The 18,694-nt window shown below is 66.0% G+C and carries 22 protein-coding genes and 1 tRNA gene; 18 read left to right on the top strand and 5 right to left on the bottom strand.

What is annotated here, in order from left to right:
- The 3 genes from VML93_RS16095 to xerD all read left to right on the top strand — a co-directional run.
- A partial coding sequence (locus tag VML93_RS16095) for a glutamine amidotransferase-related protein (protein WP_414686371.1) occupies positions 1–559 on the top strand: 559 nt, incomplete at its 5' end.
- The gene (locus VML93_RS16090; protein WP_325612103.1) at positions 552–1,175 is read left to right on the top strand and encodes an NUDIX hydrolase; all 624 of its coding nucleotides are present in this window, start codon (positions 552–554) and stop codon (positions 1,173–1,175) included. The genes VML93_RS16095 and VML93_RS16090, both read left to right, overlap by 8 nt.
- A complete protein-coding gene (gene xerD, locus VML93_RS16085; protein WP_325612102.1) occupies positions 1,172–2,122 on the top strand; it encodes a site-specific tyrosine recombinase XerD in 951 nt (316 codons plus the stop codon). Before VML93_RS16090 ends, xerD begins: the two co-directional genes overlap by 4 nt.
- Positions 2,123–2,135: 13 nt before the next feature.
- On the opposite strand, the gene VML93_RS16080 is transcribed toward xerD, so the two are convergent.
- Positions 2,136–2,888: an O-methyltransferase gene (locus tag VML93_RS16080; RefSeq protein WP_325612101.1), complete on the bottom strand. Its 753-nt coding sequence runs from the start codon at positions 2,886–2,888 to the stop codon at positions 2,136–2,138.
- A 172-nt stretch (positions 2,889–3,060) separates the two neighbouring features.
- On the opposite strand from VML93_RS16080, the gene VML93_RS16075 reads away from it, so the two are divergent.
- The 15 genes from VML93_RS16075 (at position 3,061) to VML93_RS16005 (ending at position 15,354) form a co-directional block, all read left to right on the top strand.
- Positions 3,061–4,128: a PrpF domain-containing protein gene (locus VML93_RS16075; protein ID WP_325612099.1), complete on the top strand. Its 1,068-nt coding sequence runs from the start codon at positions 3,061–3,063 to the stop codon at positions 4,126–4,128.
- Positions 4,129–5,199: an AbrB family transcriptional regulator gene (locus tag VML93_RS16070; protein WP_325612098.1), complete on the top strand. Its 1,071-nt coding sequence runs from the start codon at positions 4,129–4,131 to the stop codon at positions 5,197–5,199.
- 82 nt (positions 5,200–5,281) lie between these two features.
- Positions 5,282–6,145, top strand: a complete 864-nt coding sequence (locus VML93_RS16065; protein WP_325612096.1) for a ParA family protein — start codon at positions 5,282–5,284, stop codon at positions 6,143–6,145.
- Positions 6,133–6,945 carry a segregation/condensation protein A gene (locus tag VML93_RS16060; RefSeq protein ID WP_414686372.1) on the top strand — a complete coding sequence of 271 codons (813 nt, stop codon included), beginning with the start codon at positions 6,133–6,135 and terminating at the stop codon, positions 6,943–6,945. The genes VML93_RS16065 and VML93_RS16060 overlap by 13 nt, the downstream gene beginning before the upstream one ends.
- Positions 6,942–7,652: an SMC-Scp complex subunit ScpB gene (gene scpB / locus VML93_RS16055; RefSeq protein WP_325612092.1), complete on the top strand. Its 711-nt coding sequence runs from the start codon at positions 6,942–6,944 to the stop codon at positions 7,650–7,652. The genes VML93_RS16060 and scpB overlap by 4 nt, the downstream gene beginning before the upstream one ends.
- On the top strand, positions 7,652–8,407 hold the full coding sequence (locus VML93_RS16050) for a pseudouridine synthase (RefSeq protein WP_325612090.1): 756 nt from the start codon (positions 7,652–7,654) through the stop codon (positions 8,405–8,407). Before scpB ends, VML93_RS16050 begins: the two co-directional genes overlap by 1 nt.
- Positions 8,401–9,087: a (d)CMP kinase gene (gene cmk, locus VML93_RS16045; RefSeq protein ID WP_325612109.1), complete on the top strand. Its 687-nt coding sequence runs from the start codon at positions 8,401–8,403 to the stop codon at positions 9,085–9,087. The genes VML93_RS16050 and cmk overlap by 7 nt, the downstream gene beginning before the upstream one ends.
- Positions 9,084–10,481 carry a ribosome biogenesis GTPase Der gene (der, locus tag VML93_RS16040; protein WP_325612089.1) on the top strand — a complete coding sequence of 466 codons (1,398 nt, stop codon included), beginning with the start codon at positions 9,084–9,086 and terminating at the stop codon, positions 10,479–10,481. The genes cmk and der overlap by 4 nt, the downstream gene beginning before the upstream one ends.
- Positions 10,482–10,728: 247 nt before the next feature.
- Complete coding sequence (locus tag VML93_RS16035) at positions 10,729–11,511, top strand: SDR family NAD(P)-dependent oxidoreductase (protein WP_325612087.1); 783 nt, start codon at positions 10,729–10,731, stop codon at positions 11,509–11,511.
- Entirely contained in the window at positions 11,505–12,410 is a 906-nt protein-coding gene (locus VML93_RS16030; RefSeq protein WP_325612085.1) for a 3-hydroxyacyl-CoA dehydrogenase family protein, read from the top strand. The genes VML93_RS16035 and VML93_RS16030 overlap by 7 nt, the downstream gene beginning before the upstream one ends.
- Before the next feature lie 2 nt (positions 12,411–12,412).
- Entirely contained in the window at positions 12,413–13,252 is an 840-nt protein-coding gene (locus VML93_RS16025) for a cyclase family protein (RefSeq protein WP_325612084.1), read from the top strand.
- Positions 13,249–13,599 (top strand): cupin domain-containing protein, encoded by a 351-nt coding sequence (locus VML93_RS16020; protein WP_325612082.1) that lies wholly within the window; start codon positions 13,249–13,251, stop codon positions 13,597–13,599. Before VML93_RS16025 ends, VML93_RS16020 begins: the two co-directional genes overlap by 4 nt.
- Complete coding sequence (locus VML93_RS16015) at positions 13,596–14,417, top strand: 3-keto-5-aminohexanoate cleavage protein (RefSeq protein ID WP_325612080.1); 822 nt, start codon at positions 13,596–13,598, stop codon at positions 14,415–14,417. Before VML93_RS16020 ends, VML93_RS16015 begins: the two co-directional genes overlap by 4 nt.
- Positions 14,414–15,172: an IclR family transcriptional regulator gene (locus tag VML93_RS16010; protein ID WP_325612078.1), complete on the top strand. Its 759-nt coding sequence runs from the start codon at positions 14,414–14,416 to the stop codon at positions 15,170–15,172. Before VML93_RS16015 ends, VML93_RS16010 begins: the two co-directional genes overlap by 4 nt.
- A gap of 108 nt (positions 15,173–15,280) precedes the next feature.
- Positions 15,281–15,354, top strand: a tRNA-Pro gene (locus tag VML93_RS16005).
- Positions 15,355–15,499: 145 nt separating this feature from the next.
- Here VML93_RS16005 and VML93_RS16000 read toward each other — a convergent pair.
- The 4 genes from VML93_RS16000 to VML93_RS15985 form a co-directional block, all read right to left on the bottom strand.
- Positions 15,500–16,384 (bottom strand): HNH endonuclease, encoded by an 885-nt coding sequence (locus VML93_RS16000; protein ID WP_325612076.1) that lies wholly within the window; start codon positions 16,382–16,384, stop codon positions 15,500–15,502.
- A gap of 10 nt (positions 16,385–16,394) precedes the next feature.
- The gene (locus VML93_RS15995) at positions 16,395–17,015 is read right to left on the bottom strand and encodes a GNAT family N-acetyltransferase (protein ID WP_325612107.1); all 621 of its coding nucleotides are present in this window, start codon (positions 17,013–17,015) and stop codon (positions 16,395–16,397) included.
- The gene (locus VML93_RS15990; RefSeq protein ID WP_325612074.1) at positions 16,912–17,181 is read right to left on the bottom strand and encodes a DUF1778 domain-containing protein; all 270 of its coding nucleotides are present in this window, start codon (positions 17,179–17,181) and stop codon (positions 16,912–16,914) included. The genes VML93_RS15995 and VML93_RS15990 overlap by 104 nt, the downstream gene beginning before the upstream one ends.
- Positions 17,182–17,522: 341 nt before the next feature.
- A partial coding sequence (locus tag VML93_RS15985) for a DEAD/DEAH box helicase (protein WP_325612072.1) occupies positions 17,523–18,694 on the bottom strand: 1,172 nt, incomplete at its 5' end.

Genomic DNA, 18,694 nt, shown 5'->3' with positions numbered 1-18,694 from the left:
CGAGGCGGCCCGCTCGGTCGGCCTCACCGAGGCGAATTCGGCCGAATTCGAACCGGCCACACCGGATCCCGTCATCTCTACGATGGCCGATCAGAAGGAGATCGTGGCCGGCGAAGCGGATCTCGGCGGCACCATGCGGCTCGGCTCCTATCCGGCCGTCCTGGAGCCGGATTCGATTGTGGCCCAAGCGTATGGGACGACCCAGGTGTCGGAGCGGCACCGGCACCGCTACGAGGTCAACAACGCCTACCGCGACCGGATCGCCGAAAGCGGGTTGAGGATTTCGGGAACCTCGCCCGACGGCCATCTGGCCGAGTTCGTCGAATACTCGCCCGACGTGCATCCGTTCATCGTTGGCACCCAGGCCCACCCCGAGCTGAAGAGCCGGCCCACCCGGCCGCACCCGCTGTTCGTCGCGTTCGTCGGGGCGGCCATCGACTACAAGAAGGCCGAGCAGCTGCCCGTGGAGATCCCCGCGATCCCCGAGCAAGGGTCCAACGGCAACCAGCGCCGCGACGGCGTCGCGCAGCCGCTAGCTGAGCCCGCTGCGCGTGGGTGAGCACGTTTTCGAGACGACGGCGTCCGAAACCCTGCACCGCGGAAAGATTTTCGCACTGCGCCGGGACCAGGTCCGGATGCCGGGTGGCAAAGTGGTCACCAGGGAAGTCGTCGAGCACTTCGGTGCGGTGGCCGTGGTGGCGCTGGATGACGACGGCAACATCCCGATGGTCTATCAGTACCGCCACGCATTCGGTCGCCGGCTGTGGGAGCTGCCCGCCGGGTTGCTCGACGTCCATGGCGAGCCGGCGCATCTCACCGCGGCCAGGGAGTTGCACGAGGAGGCCGGCCTGCGGGCCAGCACCTGGCAGGTGCTTGTCGATCTCGATTCGACGCCGGGCTTCAGCGACGAATCGGTGCGGGTATTTCTGGCCACCGGACTCAGCGAGGTCGACCGGCCCGATGCGCACGACGAAGAAGCCGACATGACGTTGCGGTGGTATCCGCTGGCCGAGGCTGCCGGCAAGGTGCTCAACGGCGAGATCGTCAATGCCATTGCGGTTGCCGGGATTTTGGCCGCACACGCGGTGACCACCGGGTTCGCGGAGCCGCGGCCGCTGGATAGCCCCTGGAAGGACCGGCCGACGACGTTCGCGGCGCGGCAGGCCGAGCGATGACGACGTTCGCTTTGGAGTCGCAGCTGCAGGGCTACCTCGACCATCTGACGATCGAGCGCGGCGTGGCGGCCAACACGCTGAGCTCCTATCGGCGCGATCTGCGCCGCTACTGCAAGCACCTGTCGGACCGCGGAATCGAGGATCTGGCCAAGGTGGTCGAGGTCGACGTCAGCGAATTCCTGGTCGCGCTGCGCCGCGGGGATCCAGACTCGGGCACAGCGGCGCTGTCGGCGGTGTCGGCGGCCCGGGCGCTGATCGCGGTGCGCGGCTTGCATCGGTTCGCCGCTGCCGAGGGGCTCGCCGAACTGGACGTGGCGCGGGCCGTGCGGCCGCCGACGCCGGGGCGCCGGTTGCCCAAGAGTCTGACCATCGACGAGGTGCTGGCCCTGCTGGAGGGTGCGGGCGGCTCGACGTCCGGGGGCCCGGCCGACGGCCCGCTGACATTGCGCAACCGGGCGATGCTGGAACTGCTGTATTCCACCGGATCCAGGATTTCCGAGGCCGTCGGCCTCGACGTCGATGACATCGATACCGAGGCCAGGTCGGTGCTGCTGCGCGGCAAGGGCGGCAAGCAGCGGCTGGTGCCGGTGGGGCGTCCCGCCGTCCAAGCGCTGGATGCCTATCTGGTGCGGGGACGTCCGGAGCTCGCTCGCCGGGGCCGTGGCACGCCGGCCATCTTCCTCAATGCCCGCGGTGGTCGGTTGTCGCGGCAGAGCGCATGGCAAGTCCTGCAGGACGCGGCCGACCGCGCGGGGATCACCTCGGGTGTGTCGCCGCACCTACTGCGGCATTCCTTTGCCACGCATCTGCTCGAGGGCGGCGCTGATGTGCGAGTCGTGCAGGAGCTGCTCGGTCATGCTTCGGTGACCACGACGCAGATCTACACCTTGGTCACCGTGCATGCGCTGCGCGAAGTGTGGGCCGGCGCCCATCCGCGGGCTCAATAGTCGGCGGCGGCCCCTAGCCCAGGTACTCCGATTCGAGCACCAGGTCGGAGACCATGCTCTGGTACTCGACGTGCGCCTTGTGCTCAATGGTCTGCCAGTGCTGGCCTTGGTGCTGTTGCATGTACTCGCGGTATTTGGGCGAGCCGGGGAATTTGACGTTGTCGGCGACCACAATCGAGCCCGCGTGCAGCCAGCCTCGGTCGACGATGCTGAGCAAGTCGGGCAGGTAGGCATCCTTGTCGTGGTCGATGAACACGAAATCCAGTGCTTCAGTGGTGAATCCGTGCTCATTGGCAAGGGTGTCCAACGTGTCGCCGCCGTCGCCGATGGTACCGACAACGCATGTCACGCGGTCGGCTACCCCGGCATGCTCCCAGATCCGCCGGGCGTTGGCCGCATTGGCTGCGGACAGTTCGACCGAGTACAGCTTGGCTTGTGGAGCGGTGCGCGCGATCCGCAGTGCGCTGTATCCGCAGTAGGCGCCCAATTCGAGTGCCAGTTCCGGGTTGGCGCTGTGTACCGCGGCGTCGAGCAACAGCCCCTTTTCGTCACCGATGTTGACTAGCCACGACTTTTCGTACGCGAATTTGTCGATGGTGGCCAGGACGTCGTCGATGTCGCCGGCCTGGGCGTTCTTGACGACGAAGTCGACCAGCGCCGCTTCGCGTCCGTCACCGACCTGACCAGTGGTACTGAAGTTGCGGGCTGCCGGGCCCATCCGCCACACCGACCAGCGCAACAGTGGGTTCCGTCGCTTCAGGCTCATGACATCAACAATAGGCGTCTCGGCTCGACCGCTTTCCCTGACTTTGACCTGAGTCCGGTTGTCGCAGCTAAGGCATGCTGAACAAAGCTTTGTCAAGGCCTGTGAATTGGTGAGTACCGCCGGGCTGTTCGCGCCCTTTACTCATCCACATGCGCCACCAGCTGCCCGAGAAATGATCGCCTTGCGCGCCATGATGATGCGCGGCGGTACGTCCAAAGGGGTCTATCTGCTCAAGTCGGATCTCGACGAGACGGGCCTGAACCCGGATGTGTTGCTGCCCGCGATCATGGGGTCCCCGGATCGCCGTCAGATCGACGGCCTCGGTGGCGGCAGCTCGACGACAAGCAAGGTGGCGATCGTCGGTCCGTCGAGCCGGCGGGATTGTGATATCGACTATCTGTTCGCTCAGGTTGATATCGCGACCATGCGGGTGGACTGGACGCCGACGTGCGGAAATCTGCTCACCGGCGTCGGGCCGTTCGCGATCGAACGGGGTCTCGTCGTCGCCGCCGACGGGCACACCGTGATGCGGGTGTACCTGGTCAATACCGATGCGACGGTGATCGTTTCGGTTCCCACGCCCGGTGGGCGCGTCAACTACCGGGGCGGCTGGCAGATCGGCGGGGTGCCTGGGCGCGCGGCGCCGATCGATACGGTGTTCAGCGACTTCTGTGGCGGCCGCACCGGGGCGTTGTTCCCCACCGGGAGTCCGGTCGATCACGTTGGGGGAGCCACGATTACGGCGATCGACGCCGGAGTGTGCGCGATCATCGCCGAGGCGGGCGAGTTCGGGGTGGCCGGTGATGAATCGCCGCAGCAACTCAACGGCGATCGCGCAATGCTGGAGCGACTTGAATCCGTGCGTCTGCGTGCGGCATTGGCGATGGGACTGGGCGACGCCGGTGGGTGTGTGCTTCCGAAAGCCATGCTGGTATCGAAATCCACAGGCGCCGATATCCGTTCACGCTACTTCGTGCCGGATAGCTGCCATCCCACCCATGCGGTTTCCGGTGCCATCGCTCTGGCGACGGCGGCCACGGTCCGCGAGACGGTGGTCGCGCGCCTGCTGGCCCGGCCGTTCACGGCCGGTCCGATCGCCATCGAACATCCCGCGGGCACGATGAGCATCGAAATCACCCGTCCCGGAGCTGATCTCGGGCTGTGCGCCGCAACGCGCAGCACTGCGCGGAAGTTGTTCGACGGCTACGTATTTGCCGACCTGAGCAGAAAGACGGGCTGAGTGCGGGTCTGGATGTGGGCGCTGATCCTGACGGCAGCAGCGGGCGGGCTGTTCTCGGCGTTGCAGGTGCCATCGGGGTGGCTGATCGCCGCGCTGGTGAGTGCGGGGGGCGTGGCGCTGATGACGGGCCGTCAGCTGGCCCCCGCCCGCGTCGTGCTGCGCCCGGCGCAAGGGTGCGTCGGCTTGCTGGCCACCGCGCCGCTGGCTGCGGAGGCGGCGCCGACGATGGCCAACTACTTGGGCGTATCGGCGGTGTGTTCGGGCGCCACGCTGATCATCTGCCTGTTGTGCACGCTGGTGTTGGTTCGGGTCGCCAAGACGCTGTCCCCGGCGACCGCGCTGCTGTCCACCCTCGCCGGTGGCGCCAGCGGCATCTCGACCATGGCGCCGGACCTACCGGTGAACCATCGCTATGTCGCGCTGTCGCAGTACCTGCGACTGGTGGTGGTGACCATGACCCTGCCCGTCGTCGTGCAACTGGCCGGCGCGGCACCCACTGTCGCACCCGGGGGTGCTGTCTCGGTGCTGACCTCAGCCGCGGCAGCGGCAGTCATCTGCGGCGCCGGATATGCCGCGGTGAAATTGAGATGGCCGGCGCCGTTTCTGCTGGGACCCATGCTCGTCGGGTTGCCGATCGCATTCGCTACACACGACCATTTCGCCCTGGGGCTGCCGCCCGCGGTCAACGTCGCCGCCTACGTCGTGATCGGCTGGCAGGCCGGCGGCTCGTTCACCCGCGGCGCCATCCGGCGATTCGTCAGGCTGATGCCGCTGACCTGCACGTTCATTGCGGTGACGATCGGCGGATGCCTCGGGTTGGCGCTGTTGGTGTCGTCGTGGACGGGGTTGTCGTTCTCGCAGGCATACCTGGCGACGACTCCCGGGGGCATCTACGCAGTGCTGGCCACGGCCGCAGACTCGGGAGCCGGTCCGATCGTGGTGACGATGCAGGTGTTCCGTCTGCTGGTCATGTATCTGGTCGCCGTCATCGGGACCAAACTGCTTACCGCCGGTAAAGACTCGGCGACCAGGCGTCTGGCAGTCGGCTCCTCACGAGTATTCGCTGCGTAGATTGCCTGCGGGTCGCCCGATGCAAGCGAGCGGACCCGTTAGACTTTCCTGCGATGTTCACCTCCCGAACACGTCGACGGGCATGACCGACCACCCCGACGCCGCTCCCGAGATCGGTCTCACCGGACGGCCGCCGCGGGCGATCCCGGAGCCCGAGCCGCGCACGTCGCACGGCCCGGCCAAGGTCGTGGCGATGTGTAACCAGAAGGGCGGCGTCGGGAAAACCACTTCGACGATCAACCTGGGCGCCGCGATCGCCGAGACCGGCCGGCGGGTGCTGCTGGTGGATCTGGACCCGCAGGGCGCGCTGTCGGCCGGCCTGGGCGTGCCGCACTACGAACTGGACCAGACCATTTACAACCTGCTGGTTGAGCCACGGGTGTCGATCGACAACGTGCTGATCCACACCCGGGTCAAGAACATGGATCTGGTGCCCAGCAATATCGACTTGTCGGCCGCCGAGATCCAGCTGGTCAACGAGGTGGGCCGGGAGCAGACGCTGGCCCGCGCGCTGCACCCGGTGCTGGACCGCTACGACTACGTGCTGATCGACTGCCAACCGTCGTTGGGCCTGCTCACCGTCAACGGGCTGGCCTGTGCCGACGGAGTGGTCATTCCGACCGAGTGCGAGTTCTTCTCGTTGCGTGGTCTGGCGCTGCTGACCGACACCGTCGACAAGGTGCGCGACCGGCTCAACCCGAAGCTGGACATCAGCGGCATCCTGATCACCCGGTACGACCCGCGGACCGTGAATTCGCGGGAGGTCATGGCCCGCGTCGTGGAGCGCTTCGGCGACCTGGTGTTCGACACAGTGATCACCCGCACCGTTCGTTTCCCCGAGACCAGCGTCGCGGGCGAGCCCATCACCACCTGGGCGCCGAAATCCGGTGGCGCCATCGCCTACCGGTCGCTGGCCCGCGAGTTCATCCACCGATTCGGCGCGTGAACGCCGTCGAGCACGGTGAGACGACACCCCAAAACGGTTTCCGGGTCCGGCTCACCAACTTCGAGGGGCCGTTCGACCTGCTGCTGCAGCTGATCTTCGCCCACCGCCTCGACGTCACCGAGGTCGCGCTGCACCGGGTTACCGACGACTTCATTGCCTACACCCGCCAGATCGGCTCCGAGCTGGGTTTGGAGGAGACCACCGCGTTCCTGGTCGTCGCCGCGACCTTGCTCGACCTGAAAGCTGCCCGGCTGCTGCCGGCCGGACAGGTCGACGAGGAAGAGGACCTCGCGCTGCTCGAGGTGCGTGACCTGCTCTTCGCCCGGCTGCTGCAATACCGGGCGTTCAAGCACGTCGCGCAGATATTCGCCGAACTGGAGGCCACCGCGCTGCGCAGCTATCCGCGCGCGGTGGCGCTGGAAGACCGGTTCTCCGACTTGCTGCCCGAGGTGATGCTCGGCGTCGACGCCGAACGGTTCGCCCAGATCGCCGCGATCGCGTTCGTTCCGCGACCAGTCCCGACGGTGGGCACCGAGCATCTGCACGAGGTGAAGATCTCGGTTGCCGAGCAGGCCAAACACCTGCTGGGGATGCTGCAATCCCGGGGCAGCGGCTACTGGGCCTCATTCTCCGAGCTGGTCGCCGACTGTCGGACGCCGATCGAGGTCGTCGGGCGTTTCCTGGCGCTGCTCGAGTTGTATCGATCCCGGACGGTAGCATTCGAGCAGTCCGAGCCGCTTGGCGTGCTCCAGGTTTCGTGGACCGGAGAACGGCCGACCAGCGAAGTGCGAGACGAATGACTGACCAATCACCTGACCCCGATGCACCCGAAGTGCCCGATCTGGGTCTGGACATCCCGGACATTGCCGAGCCCCCGGAGCTGGATCCAGACGAACTGACCTCCGTGCTGGAAGCGCTGCTATTGGTGGTAGACACCCCGGTGACGGCTGAGGCGTTGGCCGCGGCCACCGAGCAACCCGTCTACCGAATCGCCGCCAAGCTGCAGCAGATGGCCGACGAGCTCACCGAACGCGACAGCGGCATCGACCTGCGCAGAACGGGCGAGGGCTGGCGCATGTACACGCGCGCCCGGTTTGCCCCGTATGTGGAGAAGCTGCTGCTCGACGGTGCGCGATCCAAGCTCACCCGGGCCGCGCTGGAGACGCTGGCCGTGGTCGCCTACCGCCAGCCCGTGACGCGGGCACGGGTGAGCGCGGTTCGCGGTGTCAATGTGGACGCGGTCATGCGCACGCTGTTGGCGCGCGGTCTGATCACCGAAGCCGGCGCCGACTCCGATACCGGGGCGGCGACGTTCGTCACCACCGAGCTGTTCCTGGAGCGCCTGGGGTTGTCGTCGCTGGCCGAGTTGCCCGACATCGCGCCATTGCTTCCCGACGTCGACACCATCGACGACCTGAGTGAAAACCTGGACAGCGAGCCGCGTTTCATCAAACTCAACGGCGGCCAGACGGAGCAGGCGATGTCGTTCGACGTGGACCGGGACTGATGAACCGCGACACCGAGGACGCCCGGGGCGTCCGGCTGCAGAAAGTGTTGTCCCAGGCCGGGATTGCGTCCCGCCGGGCGGCCGAGAAGCTGATCATCGACGGCCGCGTCGAGGTGGACGGTCAGCTGGTGACGGAGCTGGGCACCCGGGTTGACCCGGACGTGTCGGTGATCCGCGTCGACGGGGCCAGGGTGGTGTTGGACGACTCACTGGTGTACCTCGCGCTGAACAAGCCGCGCGGGATGCACTCGACCATGTCGGACGATCGCGGCAGGCCGTGTATCGGCGACTTGGTCGAGCGGCGGGTGCGCGGCAATAAGAAGCTGTTTCACGTCGGGCGGTTGGATGCCGACACCGAAGGACTGATCCTGCTGACCAATGACGGCGAGCTGGCGCACCGATTGATGCATCCCTCCCATGAGGTACCCAAGACTTATCTGGCGACGGTGACGGGCTCGGTGCCGCGCGGGCTGGGCAAAAAACTGCGGGAGGGGATCGAGTTGGACGACGGTCCGGCGCGGGTCGACGACTTCGCGGTGGTGGACGCCATTCCGGGAAAGACGTTGGTGCGGTTGACCTTGCACGAGGGACGCAACCGTATCGTGCGCCGGCTGCTGGCCGCGGCGGGCTTTCCGGTCGAGTCGCTGGTGCGCACCGAAATCGGCGCGGTGTCGCTGGGAAAGCAGCGGCCGGGCAGCTTCCGGGCGTTGAGTCACGAGGAGATCGGGCAACTCTACAAAGCGGTGGGATTGTGACTGGGGTCGTGGTTGCGATCGACGGCCCGGCCGGGACCGGAAAGTCCTCGGTATCAAGGGGTTTAGCGCGTGAGCTGGGATCCCGCTATCTGGATACCGGGGCGATGTACCGGATCGTGACGCTGGCGGTACTGCGCGCCGGGATCGACCCGGCGGACGCCGAGGCGGTCGCTTCGACGGCGGCGGTCGCCGAGTTGTCGGTGGGTTACGACCCCGAGGAGGACCGCTGTTACCTTGCCGGAGAGGATGTTTCGTCGGAGATCCGGGGCGACGCGGTCACCCGGGCGGTTTCGGCGGTGTCGTCGGTTCCCGCTGTGCGCACCCGACTCGTCGAACTGCAGCGACAGCTGGCCGAGGGATCGGGCAGCGTCGTCGTGGAGGGCCGCGACATAGGGACCGTGGTGTTGCCCGATGCGCCGGTGAAGATCTTCCTGACCGCGTCGGCCGAAACACGCGCCCGCCGCCGCAACGACCAGAACGTGGCCGCCGGGCTTCCCGACGACTACGACGGTGTGCTGGCGGATGTGCGACGCCGCGATCACCTCGACTCCACGCGGGCGGTGTCGCCGTTGCGAGCGGCTTCGGATGCGGTGGTCGTCGACACCAGCGACATGACCGAGGGCGAAGTGATCGCTCACCTGCGGGAGTTGGTCACGCAGCGAAGCGGAGCGGTGCGGTGAGCCAGGACGGCACCTGGTCGGACGAAAGCGACTGGAAGCTAGACGAATTCGACGAGTCCGACGACTCCGAGCCCGGCCCGCCGCCGGTGGTTGCGGTGGTCGGCAGGCCCAACGTCGGCAAGTCGACGCTGGTCAACCGGATCCTGGGCCGTCGCGAAGCGGTGGTGCAGGATGTGCCCGGCGTGACCCGGGACCGGGTCTCCTACGATGCGTTGTGGATCGGACGCCGGTTCGTGGTGCAGGACACCGGAGGATGGGAGCCGGACGCCAAGGGACTGCAACAGCTGGTGGCCGAGCAGGCGTCGGTGGCGATGCGTACCGCCGACGCGGTGATCCTGGTGGTCGATGCGACTGTCGGCGCCACCGCCGCCGATGAGGACGCCGCCCGCATCCTGCTTCGCTCGGGTAAGCCAGTCTTTTTGGCGGCCAACAAGGTTGACAGCGACAAGGGCGAAGCCGACGTCGCGACATTGTGGTCGCTGGGACTTGGTCAGCCGTATGCGATCAGCGCGATGCACGGTCGCGGCGTGGCCGACCTGCTCGACGAGGTGCTGGCCGCGCTGCCCGAGGTGGCCGAATCGGCGTCGCGTGGGGGCGGTCCCCGGCGGGTGGCCCTCGTCGGCAAGCCCAACGTGGGCAAGAGTTCATTGCTGAACAAGCTGGCCGGCGACGAACGTTCGGTAGTGCACGAAGTCGCGGGGACGACGGTCGATCCGGTGGATTCGCTGATCGAGCTGGGCGGCAAGGTTTGGCGGTTCGTCGACACCGCCGGCCTGCGGCGCAAGGTGGGTCAGGCCAGCGGGCACGAGTTCTACGCGTCGGTGCGCACGCGCGGCGCCATCGACTTGGCCGAGGTGGTGATCGTGCTGATCGACGCGTCGCAGCCGATCACCGAGCAGGATCTGCGGGTGTTGTCCATGGTGATCGAGGCCGGGCGGGCGTTGGTGCTGGCCTACAACAAGTGGGACCTCGTCGACGAGGACCGCCGTGATCTGCTGGACCGCGAGATCGACCGCGAACTCGTACAGGTGCGCTGGGCGCAGCGGGTCAACATCTCCGCCAAGACCGGGCGGGCGGTGCAGAAGCTGGTGCCCGCGATGGAGGGTGCGCTGGCATCCTGGGACACCAGGATCGCCACCGGCCCGCTGAACACCTGGATCAAAGAGGTGGTGGCAGCCATGCCGCCCCCGGTGCGCGGCGGCAGGCAGCCACGGATCTTGTTCGCCACCCAGGCCACCGCGCGGCCGCCGACGTTCGTGCTGTTCACCACCGGTTTTCTGGAGGCCGGCTACCGCCGGTTCCTGGAACGGCGGCTGCGCGAGACGTTCGGATTCGAGGGCAGCCCGATCCGGATCAACGTGCGGATCCGCGAAAAGCGGTCCAGGCGACGCTGAGTTTTTGCGTTCGGGCCTGGCGTCGAGCCGTCCTGCCGCCGAGTGTGCTCTGGTGGCGGAAATCAGGCCAACTTTTGGCCCTCAGAGCACGTTCGGCGACCTGGCTCCTGTCCGCGATGGCTAAATCCCACAATACGGTCACTGAAAGCTACATCACAGGATTATCTCGTTGACACCGCTTCATTAGACTCCATACGATCTCTCGCATAACGGGTGCATCTACCCGTATCGCGGGAGACGGGGCGTAATGGCGGAGACTCAGACGCGGTTCAGCGTGCAGGACAAGTCGATATTGATCACCGGCGCGACGGGCGCGTTAGGCAGCGTCGCGACCCGGGCGCTGTCGGAAGCCGGGGCCCGGCTGACGCTGGCCGGCGGCAACTCCGCGGGCCTGGCCGAACTGGTTGACGCTGCCGGCATTGATGACGCCGCGGTGGTCACGCGCCGACCCGAAACCCCGGCCGATGCCCAGGCCATGGTCGCGGCGGCCGTCGCCCGCCATGGCCGCCTCGATGGGGTCCTGGTTGCGTCGGGCATGAACCATGTCGCGCCCATCACCGAGATGGCGGTCGAGGACTTCGACCGAGTGATGGACGCTAACGCTCGAGGTTCATGGCTGGTGTGCCGGGCGGCCGGGCGAGTGCTCCTCGAGCAGGGCGATGGAGGCAGCGTCGTGCTGGTCTCCTCGGTCCGGGGCGCGCTGGGCCACCCCGCCGGCTACAGCGCCTATTGCCCTTCGAAGGCGGCCACCGACCTGCTGGCCAAGACTCTGGCGGCCGAGTGGGGCGCCGACGGCATTCGCGTGAATGCCCTTGCTCCAACGGTTTTCCGGTCGGAGCTCACCGAATGGATGTATGCCGACGACGAGAAGGGACGCGCCACCCGCGAGGCGATGTTCGCCCGGATTCCGCTGCGTCGATTCGCCGAGCCGGAGGACTTCGTCGGCGCATTGATCTACCTGCTCAGCAACGCGTCGCGCTTCTACACCGGCCAGGTGATGTATCTGGACGGCGGGTACACCGCATGCTGACGGCCCATGGCTTTTCGCGCGCGGCCGTCGTCGGCGCCGGCCTGATGGGTCGCCGCATTGCCGGCGTGCTGGCCTCGGCGGGCCTCGATGTCGTCATCACCGACACCAACGCTGGAATCCTCGATGCCGCAGCGTCTGAAGCCGGAGCGGTGGCCGGCGCTAGCCGCGGCTCGGTGACCGCGAACGCCGAGCTGGCGGAGGCAGTGCGTGACACCGACCTAGTAGTGGAGGCGATCGTCGAGGGCCTCGCCGTCAAGCAGGAACTCTTCGGGCGACTGGCCCGACTTGCGCCAAATGCCTTGCTGGCCACCAACACTTCGGTGTTGCCGATCGGGGCTGTCACCGAGCGGGTCGGGGATGGCGGCCGCGCGATCGGGACACACTTTTGGAACCCGCCGGATCTGATCCCGGTCGTCGAGGTGGTGCCCAGTGCGCGCACCGCGGCGGAGACGACGGACCGCGTCATTGCCCTGCTGACCCAGGCGGGCAAACTGCCGGTGCGGGCCGGGCGCGATGTCCCGGGCTTTATCGGCAACCGGCTGCAGCATGCTCTTTGGCGTGACGCGATCGCGCTGGTCGCCGAAGGTGTGTGCGATGCCGAGACGGTAGACCTAGTGGTGCGCAACACGATTGGGCTGCGGTTGGCGACACTCGGGCCCTTGGAGAACGCCGACTACATCGGTCTGGGCCTCACCTTGGCCATCCACGACGCCGTGCTCCCCAGCCTCAACAACGACCCGTACCCCAGTCCGCTGCTACGCGAACTGGTGGCCGATGGGAAACTCGGCGCACGCACCGGCCGCGGCTTCCTCGACTGGCCTGAAGGGGCCCGCGAAGCCACCGCCATTCGATTGGCTCAACACATCCATCAGCAACTCGAAAACAGAAGGGAGACATAGCCATGAGATTCGCCTGGCCCCTCGGCCAAGCCGAGTCCCAGTTGGAGTTCTACGACCTGTCGCATCCGTGGGGTCACGGGGTGCCGGCCTGGCCGTACTTCGAGGACGTCAAGATCGAACGTCTGCACGGCATGGCCAAGAGCCGGGTCCTCACTCAAAAGATCACCACTGTAATGCATTCCGGGACTCACATCGACGCGCCCGCCCATGTAGTCGAGGGCACGCCGTTCCTGGACGAGATCCCGTTGAGCGCGTTCTTCGGCACCGGGGTCGTCGTCTCGATCCCGAAGAACAAGTGGGAGGTCGTCACCGCCGAGGATTTGGAGAAGGCCAGTTCTTCTGGGCCGGAGATCCGCGCTGGCGACATTGTCATCGTCAACACTGGCTGGCACCACAAGTACGCCGACAGCGCCGAGTACTACGCGTACTCGCCGGGTTTCTACAAGGAATCCGGGGAATGGTTTGCGGCCAAAGGGGTTAAAGCCGTCGGCACCGACACCCAGGCCTTGGACCACCCGCTGGCCACGGCGATCGCCCCGCACGGCCCCGCGGAAGCGCAGGGCGGCCTGTTGCCCTGGGCGGTACGTGAATACGAAGAGGAGACCGGCCGCAAGGTGCTCGATGACTTCCCGGAGTGGGAGCCCTGTCACCGGGCGATCCTGTCCAACGGCATCTACGGCTTCGAGAACGTCGGCGGCGACCTGGACAAGGTCACCGGCAAGCGGGTCACCTTCGCCGCATTCCCGTGGCGCTGGGTAGGCGGCGACGGCTGCATCGTGCGACTGGTGGCGATCGTCGATCCCACTGGGAGCTACCGCATCGAGGCGGGGGCGCAGCGATGAACGTGACCAGGGCTGCCGAAGCGCCTGCCTACTCCGCCCCGTTGCACCGCGGTGTCTGCACCGTGCGCCTTCAGGGGCACGAGGCCGGCCACACCGACCGCTTCTGGGTCGGTGTTTCCCTCTACAAGCCCGGCGGGACCGCCGAGGAGGCGCCGGCCCGCGAGGAAACCGTGTATGTCGTCATCGATGGCGAGCTCGTAATCACCTGCGAGGGAGGCGAAACGGTGTTGGGTCGTCTCGACAGCGTGCATTTCGCCAAGGGTGAAGTCCGATCGATACAGAACCGGGCGGGTTCAGAGGCAGTGTTGCTGGTGGCCATCGCGTATCCGCAGGGGAAGGCATCATGAGTATCGTCATCACCGTCGCGCCGACTGGGCCCATCGCGACCAAGGCCGACAACGCGGCGTTGCCGACTTCTCCCGAGGAGATCGCCGCCGCGGTCGAGGAGGGCTACCATGCCGGCGCCGCAGTGGCGCACATCCATCTGCGGGACGAAAACGAGCGGTCCACAGCTGATTTGAACATCGGGCGCCGGGTGATGGACCTGATCCGCGAACGGTGCCCGATCCTGATCCAGATGTCCACCGGCGTTGGGCTCACGGTGCCGTTCGAGGAGCGCGAAAAACTGGTCGAGCTGCGCCCGCGGATGGCCACGCTCAACCCGTGCTCGATGAGCTTTGCCGACAGCGAGTTTCGCAATCCGCCGGATGCGGTGCGGCGCCTCGCGGCGCGGATGCGCGAGCTCGACGTCACGCCGGAACTGGAAATCTATGACACCGGGCATTTAGAGGCGTGCCTGCGGTTGTGGCAGGAAGGCCTGCTGGCCGAACCATTGCAATTCAGCATCGTCCTTGGGGTTCGCGGGGGGATGGCCGCCACCGCCGATAATCTGCTCACGATGGTGCGCCGGCTTCCGCCTGGGGCGATCTGGCAAGTCATCGCGATCGGCCGGGCCAACTTGCAGTTGACTGCGATGGGACTTGCGTTGGGCGGCAACGCTCGAACCGGTTTGGAGGACACGCTGTATTTGCGCAAAGGTGAACTGGCGCCGAGCAATCTGGCGCTGGTGTCGCGCACCGTGCGACTTGCGGAGGCCCTGGATCTGCCGGTCGCCTCGGTCGAGGAAACCGAAGCGCTACTGCACCTTCCAGGAGAACGCTTGTGACCGTCGAAGATGCCCGCAGCGGTGGCATCCAAGTCATTGCCCGCGCGGCCGAGATCCTGCGGGTGCTGCAGGCGCACCCCGGCGGACTGAGCCAGGCCGAGATCGGCGAGCGGGTGGGCATGGCCCGCTCGACGGTGAGCCGGATCCTCAACGCCCTGGAGGACGAGGGTCTGGTGGCCTCGCGCGGGGCGCGGGGGCCGTATCGGCTCGGCCCGGAGATCGCGCGGATGGCCGGCAGCGTGCGGCTCAGTGTCGTGACGGACATGCACCCGTTTTTGGCGGAGCTGTCGCGGTCGTTGGACGAGACCGTGGACCTGTCGATTCTCGACGGGGACCGAGCGAGCTTCATTGATCAGGTGGTCCCGCCGCGCCGCCTGCGGGCGATGAGCGCGGTGGGGGAGTCGTTCCCGCTGTACTGCTGCGCGAACGGCAAAGCGCTGCTGGCATCGCTGTCGCCGGAGCTGCGGGCCCGGGCGTTGCCCAGTCGGCTGGTGCCGCTGACGCCGCGCACGATCACTTCGCCCGCCGCTTTGCGTGATGAACTCTCGCAGATCGCTGCGGAGGGCGTGGCCTATGACCGCGAGGAGCAGACCGAAGGGATCTGCGCGGTCGCGGTGGCGCTGGCCGGGGTGACCGAGGAATTGGTGGCGGCTAGCGTGCCGGTGCCGGCGCAGCGGTTCTATGGTCGCGAATCCGAACTTGCCGAAGCTCTGCTGGCCTGGGCCGCGGAGGTCAACGCATGGTTCGAGAAATGACGAAAGCGTTGCGCGACAGGGTAGTCGTCGTCGTGGGCGCGGGCCGTGGTCGGCTGACGGTCGGTCTGCGGTAGGCTGTCGACCTGCTGCCGGTGATTTCGGCGGCACCGGGCTGTGGCGCAGTTTGGTAGCGCACTTGACTGGGGGTCAAGTGGTCGCAGGTTCAAATCCTGTCAGCCCGACGCAGGAAAGTACGCTTTGACCTGGGCTATGCGCCGCCGATCGGCTCAGTTAGCCCGGCTTTGGGAGCACCATTCGTGGACACCGCGTCGTTCCTGGCGCACTTGTCCGTTGGTCAAGCAAGGGGGGTGGCTGTTCGAGGGGCTGTCATCCTGCAGCGCGGAATTCGTCGAATCGTTCGGCCAGTCGATCGGCTCCGGGCCGGTCAGAGGCTCTCGCTGGCAGGGTAAGGAGTTGGCCGTCCATTTCTTGAAGGCCGTGTCGGAGCATCGGCCCATCGATTTCTTCCATGAGGGCACGGTTGATGTGGACGACGTAATCCGGTGAGATGCCGAGCAAGTTTGCGTCGAAAGCTGCGTGGTGGATTTTGCAGAGGCTCAGACCGTTCTCGACTATCGGCAGGCCGTGTTGCTTGGTATCGCCGATGATGTGGGCAGCATCGAGGAGCTTGCCATGCCGGAGGCTGCAGACGGTGCACTGTGTTTGATAGGCCAGGAGGACGCGTCCTCGAAATTCCGGTTGATGGAGGCGCTGTTTCACGATTCGTTCGGCGTATTCGCGTTCGGCTGGTTTGAGCTGCAGTGGGTTGGAGACGAAGCGAAGGCTTTCGTCGAGAGCGAGGATAAATCGTCGACTGTCAGCATCGTCTGCGACTACATAGACAGGGAAGATCGGCACGAAGATGCCTGGGCGGATGGTGCGCAGCAAGATGATTGGCAGCCCGAGTTCGAAGGCGCGCCGCATCTTCCGGTTATCGCCGTCGGTGCTGCCTGCCCGGTAGTCGTAAGCGTAGAGACAGTCGCCTACCTGCGTATCTGCGTACGGGCCTTTGGGGTTGGAGATCACCGACAACGTGGCCAGGAGTTCTTTGGGGTTCCGGATGCCGCGATTCCGGTCAATAACTCGCCATTGCTGGTCTCCGACTTGAAGCTGTTCGAGTTCGGCCCGACTGACAACGCCATTCTCAGCCACGATATCGGCAAGTCTTTCGAAGATCAGTTGGCGAAGATGCAGCTCAACCACGCTGTCCATGGCTGGAGTCTTACAGGGAGGCCAGGGTTTCGGCGATATCTTTGGTCAACAGATAGAGATCCAGGTTGGCTGGTTCGTCGGCATCAAGCGGTTCGAATCCGAACCGCTGCCACCAGCGGAACGCCTCGGCGTTGAGAGCGGTGACAACGACGGCACGACAGGCAGCCTTGATGTTCAGTTCGGCCGCGGTAGCCAAAATGTGCTTGACCATCTCGGTTCCGAGCCCGAATCCGGCCACCCGAGTGTCGGTCGCTAGACGGCCGATCAACAGCGCAGGAATCTGCCGCGGCGCGCCCTTACCGAGAGGTTTGGGGCTGGCGGACCGATCGACGGAGGTCATCGACAAGCTGGCGTAGCAGACGGCCTTATGATTCGCGTCCGTGATCAGCCACACTGCGGCGGTGTTGCCGCGTCGGTTCTGGCCGGCGTAGCGACGCAGCCATTCGTCTAATGTTGTTTCGCCAGAGGTGAATTCGTTTCGGTGGTGCTTGTCTAGGTCAAGCAATGTCGGCCGGTGGAACCGCACCTCAGTCAAGCCAGGTGAACTTCGTCGGCCGTTGCAATGCTTTCGCGAGCCTCTCGTTGACCTGTGCGGGACGGTTGAGGGCTTCGGCAAAAGCGGCCGCAGCATTGGGGGAGAGGTGGATGGTCTGTCGTTCGGCGAGCACGTCGTCGGCTGCACGGTTCGCGGCTTGCAGCACGAACGCCGTGACACTGAGGTGTGCCTCGCTTGCCGCCTCTTCTAGTCGCCGTTTTGCGGTCGCGTCGACCCGCAACTGCAGCCGGTCGTCTTTCATTGAAGTCATGTACTCACAATGGCAGTACACACGCGTTTCGTCAAGGACGCACGAGCGGTTCGGGGCCGGATCACCCACGTGGGACCACGCTGGGACCAGACGTTATGCGCGATGCCGAACGACGTGCGCGTGCATGAACGTCACGCAAGGCGCCGCCAGCGCGAGAACCGTCAGCGACCTGGGAAAACACGCTACCGCTACTCACGGCGGTCTCATCGAGATCGAGTTCGCAGCCGTCAGAGGCTGTGAACTGGGAGTTCGCCGTGGATCGCAGCTTGGGGGAAGGCGGCCGATGTCACGGTGCGAACGAATGGGTTCACGTCAATCGTGATTTGCTGCGCTCAGGTTTGTCGGCGTGGGTCCGGGAAGCCCATCTTGATGTAGCCGGGTGCGCGTTTCTTGAGGGATGAGGCGATGACTGGGGTGAGGTCGTCGTGGTAGTCGTGCACGGTTGCGGTGGTCTTGGTGGGGTAGGGACGGGTGACTCGGCCGAGGTATTGCACGAGGCGGTTCTTGAATGTGATCGGCGCTGCCAGAAATAAGGTGTCCAGGGCGGGACAGTCGAATCCTTCGCCGATGAACGAGCTGGTGCCGACGATCAACAGTGGATCCGATTCGGGGGTGTGGTTGGCGAGCTGGTCGGTGATCTGGCGGCGTTCGCGTGCTTTCATGCCGCCGCTAAGTACAGTGACGGTGTTGCCGGCTTGTCGCAGCCGTTCGGCGATGGCGTTGAGGTGCTCCACCCAGGTGGTGAGGACCAGGATGTTGGCTGCCTCGCCGGCGGCGGCTAGGACGTCGTCGACAACCTGGTTGAGTCGGTCGTGATCGGCGACGAGCGCGCGGTAGATCTCGGCCATTCCGCCTGGTGCGCTTGGGTCTGCTTCGCCCGAGTAGCGGAATCGGGTCGGATGCAGGCGTAAAACGGGATGCGGTGTCAGGAGATCGGAGTCGTCGACGGGCAGCTGTCCGGTGCTCGGGGTGTCGATGGTGACGTGGTGCGAGCCGAGTTGGTGATAGATCAGGTCTTCGAGTCCGTCGCGGCGTTCGGGTGTTGCGGTCAGGCCCAGCCAGTAGCGTGCCGGGATTCTGCTGAGAACGGCGAAGAAGGCGCTGGCCGCGACGTGGTGGCATTCGTCGACGATGACGAATCCGTAACCGGCGGTGAGTTCTTCGATGTTGTCCCGGCGCGCAAGAGTGGGCAGGAGGGCGATATCGAGGATTCCAGTGGTTTTCGTTCGTCCGCCTCCGATCTGGCCGCATTTGAAGTACAGGTGCTGGTGAATGCGGTCGCGCCATTGGTCGGCCAGGGCTTTGCGGTCAACGAGGACGAGGGTGGAAGTGGCGCGTGATTCGACAGCGGCGCAGGCGATTACGGTCTTGCCCGTGCCCGGCGGCGCGATGAGGACGCCGATGTCCTCGGTGAGAAGCTCTTGCAGCGCGGCGGATTGCGTGGCGCGCAGTGTGGTGGCGCAGGTGAAGTGGTGGTGCGCGCCGGTTTGGCGCTTGTCGTCGA

Source organism: Mycobacterium sp. (genome assembly GCF_035499775.1).
In the GTDB taxonomy this organism is placed as follows: domain Bacteria; phylum Actinomycetota; class Actinomycetes; order Mycobacteriales; family Mycobacteriaceae; genus Mycobacterium.
This window is presented reverse-complemented; position numbering and strand designations above follow the sequence as displayed.

Coding starts and splice junctions, on each gene's coding strand:
- xerD (WP_325612102.1), top strand. CDS start 1,172: ATGACGACGTTCGCTTTGGAGTCGCAGCTGCAGGGCTACCTCGACCAT.
- VML93_RS16080 (WP_325612101.1), bottom strand. CDS start 2,888: ATGAGCCTGAAGCGACGGAACCCACTGTTGCGCTGGTCGGTGTGGCGG.
- VML93_RS16075 (WP_325612099.1), top strand. CDS start 3,061: ATGATCGCCTTGCGCGCCATGATGATGCGCGGCGGTACGTCCAAAGGG.
- VML93_RS16065 (WP_325612096.1), top strand. CDS start 5,282: ATGACCGACCACCCCGACGCCGCTCCCGAGATCGGTCTCACCGGACGG.
- scpB (WP_325612092.1), top strand. CDS start 6,942: ATGACTGACCAATCACCTGACCCCGATGCACCCGAAGTGCCCGATCTG.
- VML93_RS16050 (WP_325612090.1), top strand. CDS start 7,652: ATGAACCGCGACACCGAGGACGCCCGGGGCGTCCGGCTGCAGAAAGTG.
- VML93_RS16035 (WP_325612087.1), top strand. CDS start 10,729: ATGGCGGAGACTCAGACGCGGTTCAGCGTGCAGGACAAGTCGATATTG.
- VML93_RS16030 (WP_325612085.1), top strand. CDS start 11,505: ATGCTGACGGCCCATGGCTTTTCGCGCGCGGCCGTCGTCGGCGCCGGC.
- VML93_RS16025 (WP_325612084.1), top strand. CDS start 12,413: ATGAGATTCGCCTGGCCCCTCGGCCAAGCCGAGTCCCAGTTGGAGTTC.
- VML93_RS16020 (WP_325612082.1), top strand. CDS start 13,249: ATGAACGTGACCAGGGCTGCCGAAGCGCCTGCCTACTCCGCCCCGTTG.
- VML93_RS16015 (WP_325612080.1), top strand. CDS start 13,596: ATGAGTATCGTCATCACCGTCGCGCCGACTGGGCCCATCGCGACCAAG.
- VML93_RS16000 (WP_325612076.1), bottom strand. CDS start 16,384: ATGGACAGCGTGGTTGAGCTGCATCTTCGCCAACTGATCTTCGAAAGA.
- VML93_RS15995 (WP_325612107.1), bottom strand. CDS start 17,015: ATGCTGCGGCCGCTTTTGCCGAAGCCCTCAACCGTCCCGCACAGGTCA.
- VML93_RS15990 (WP_325612074.1), bottom strand. CDS start 17,181: ATGAAAGACGACCGGCTGCAGTTGCGGGTCGACGCGACCGCAAAACGG.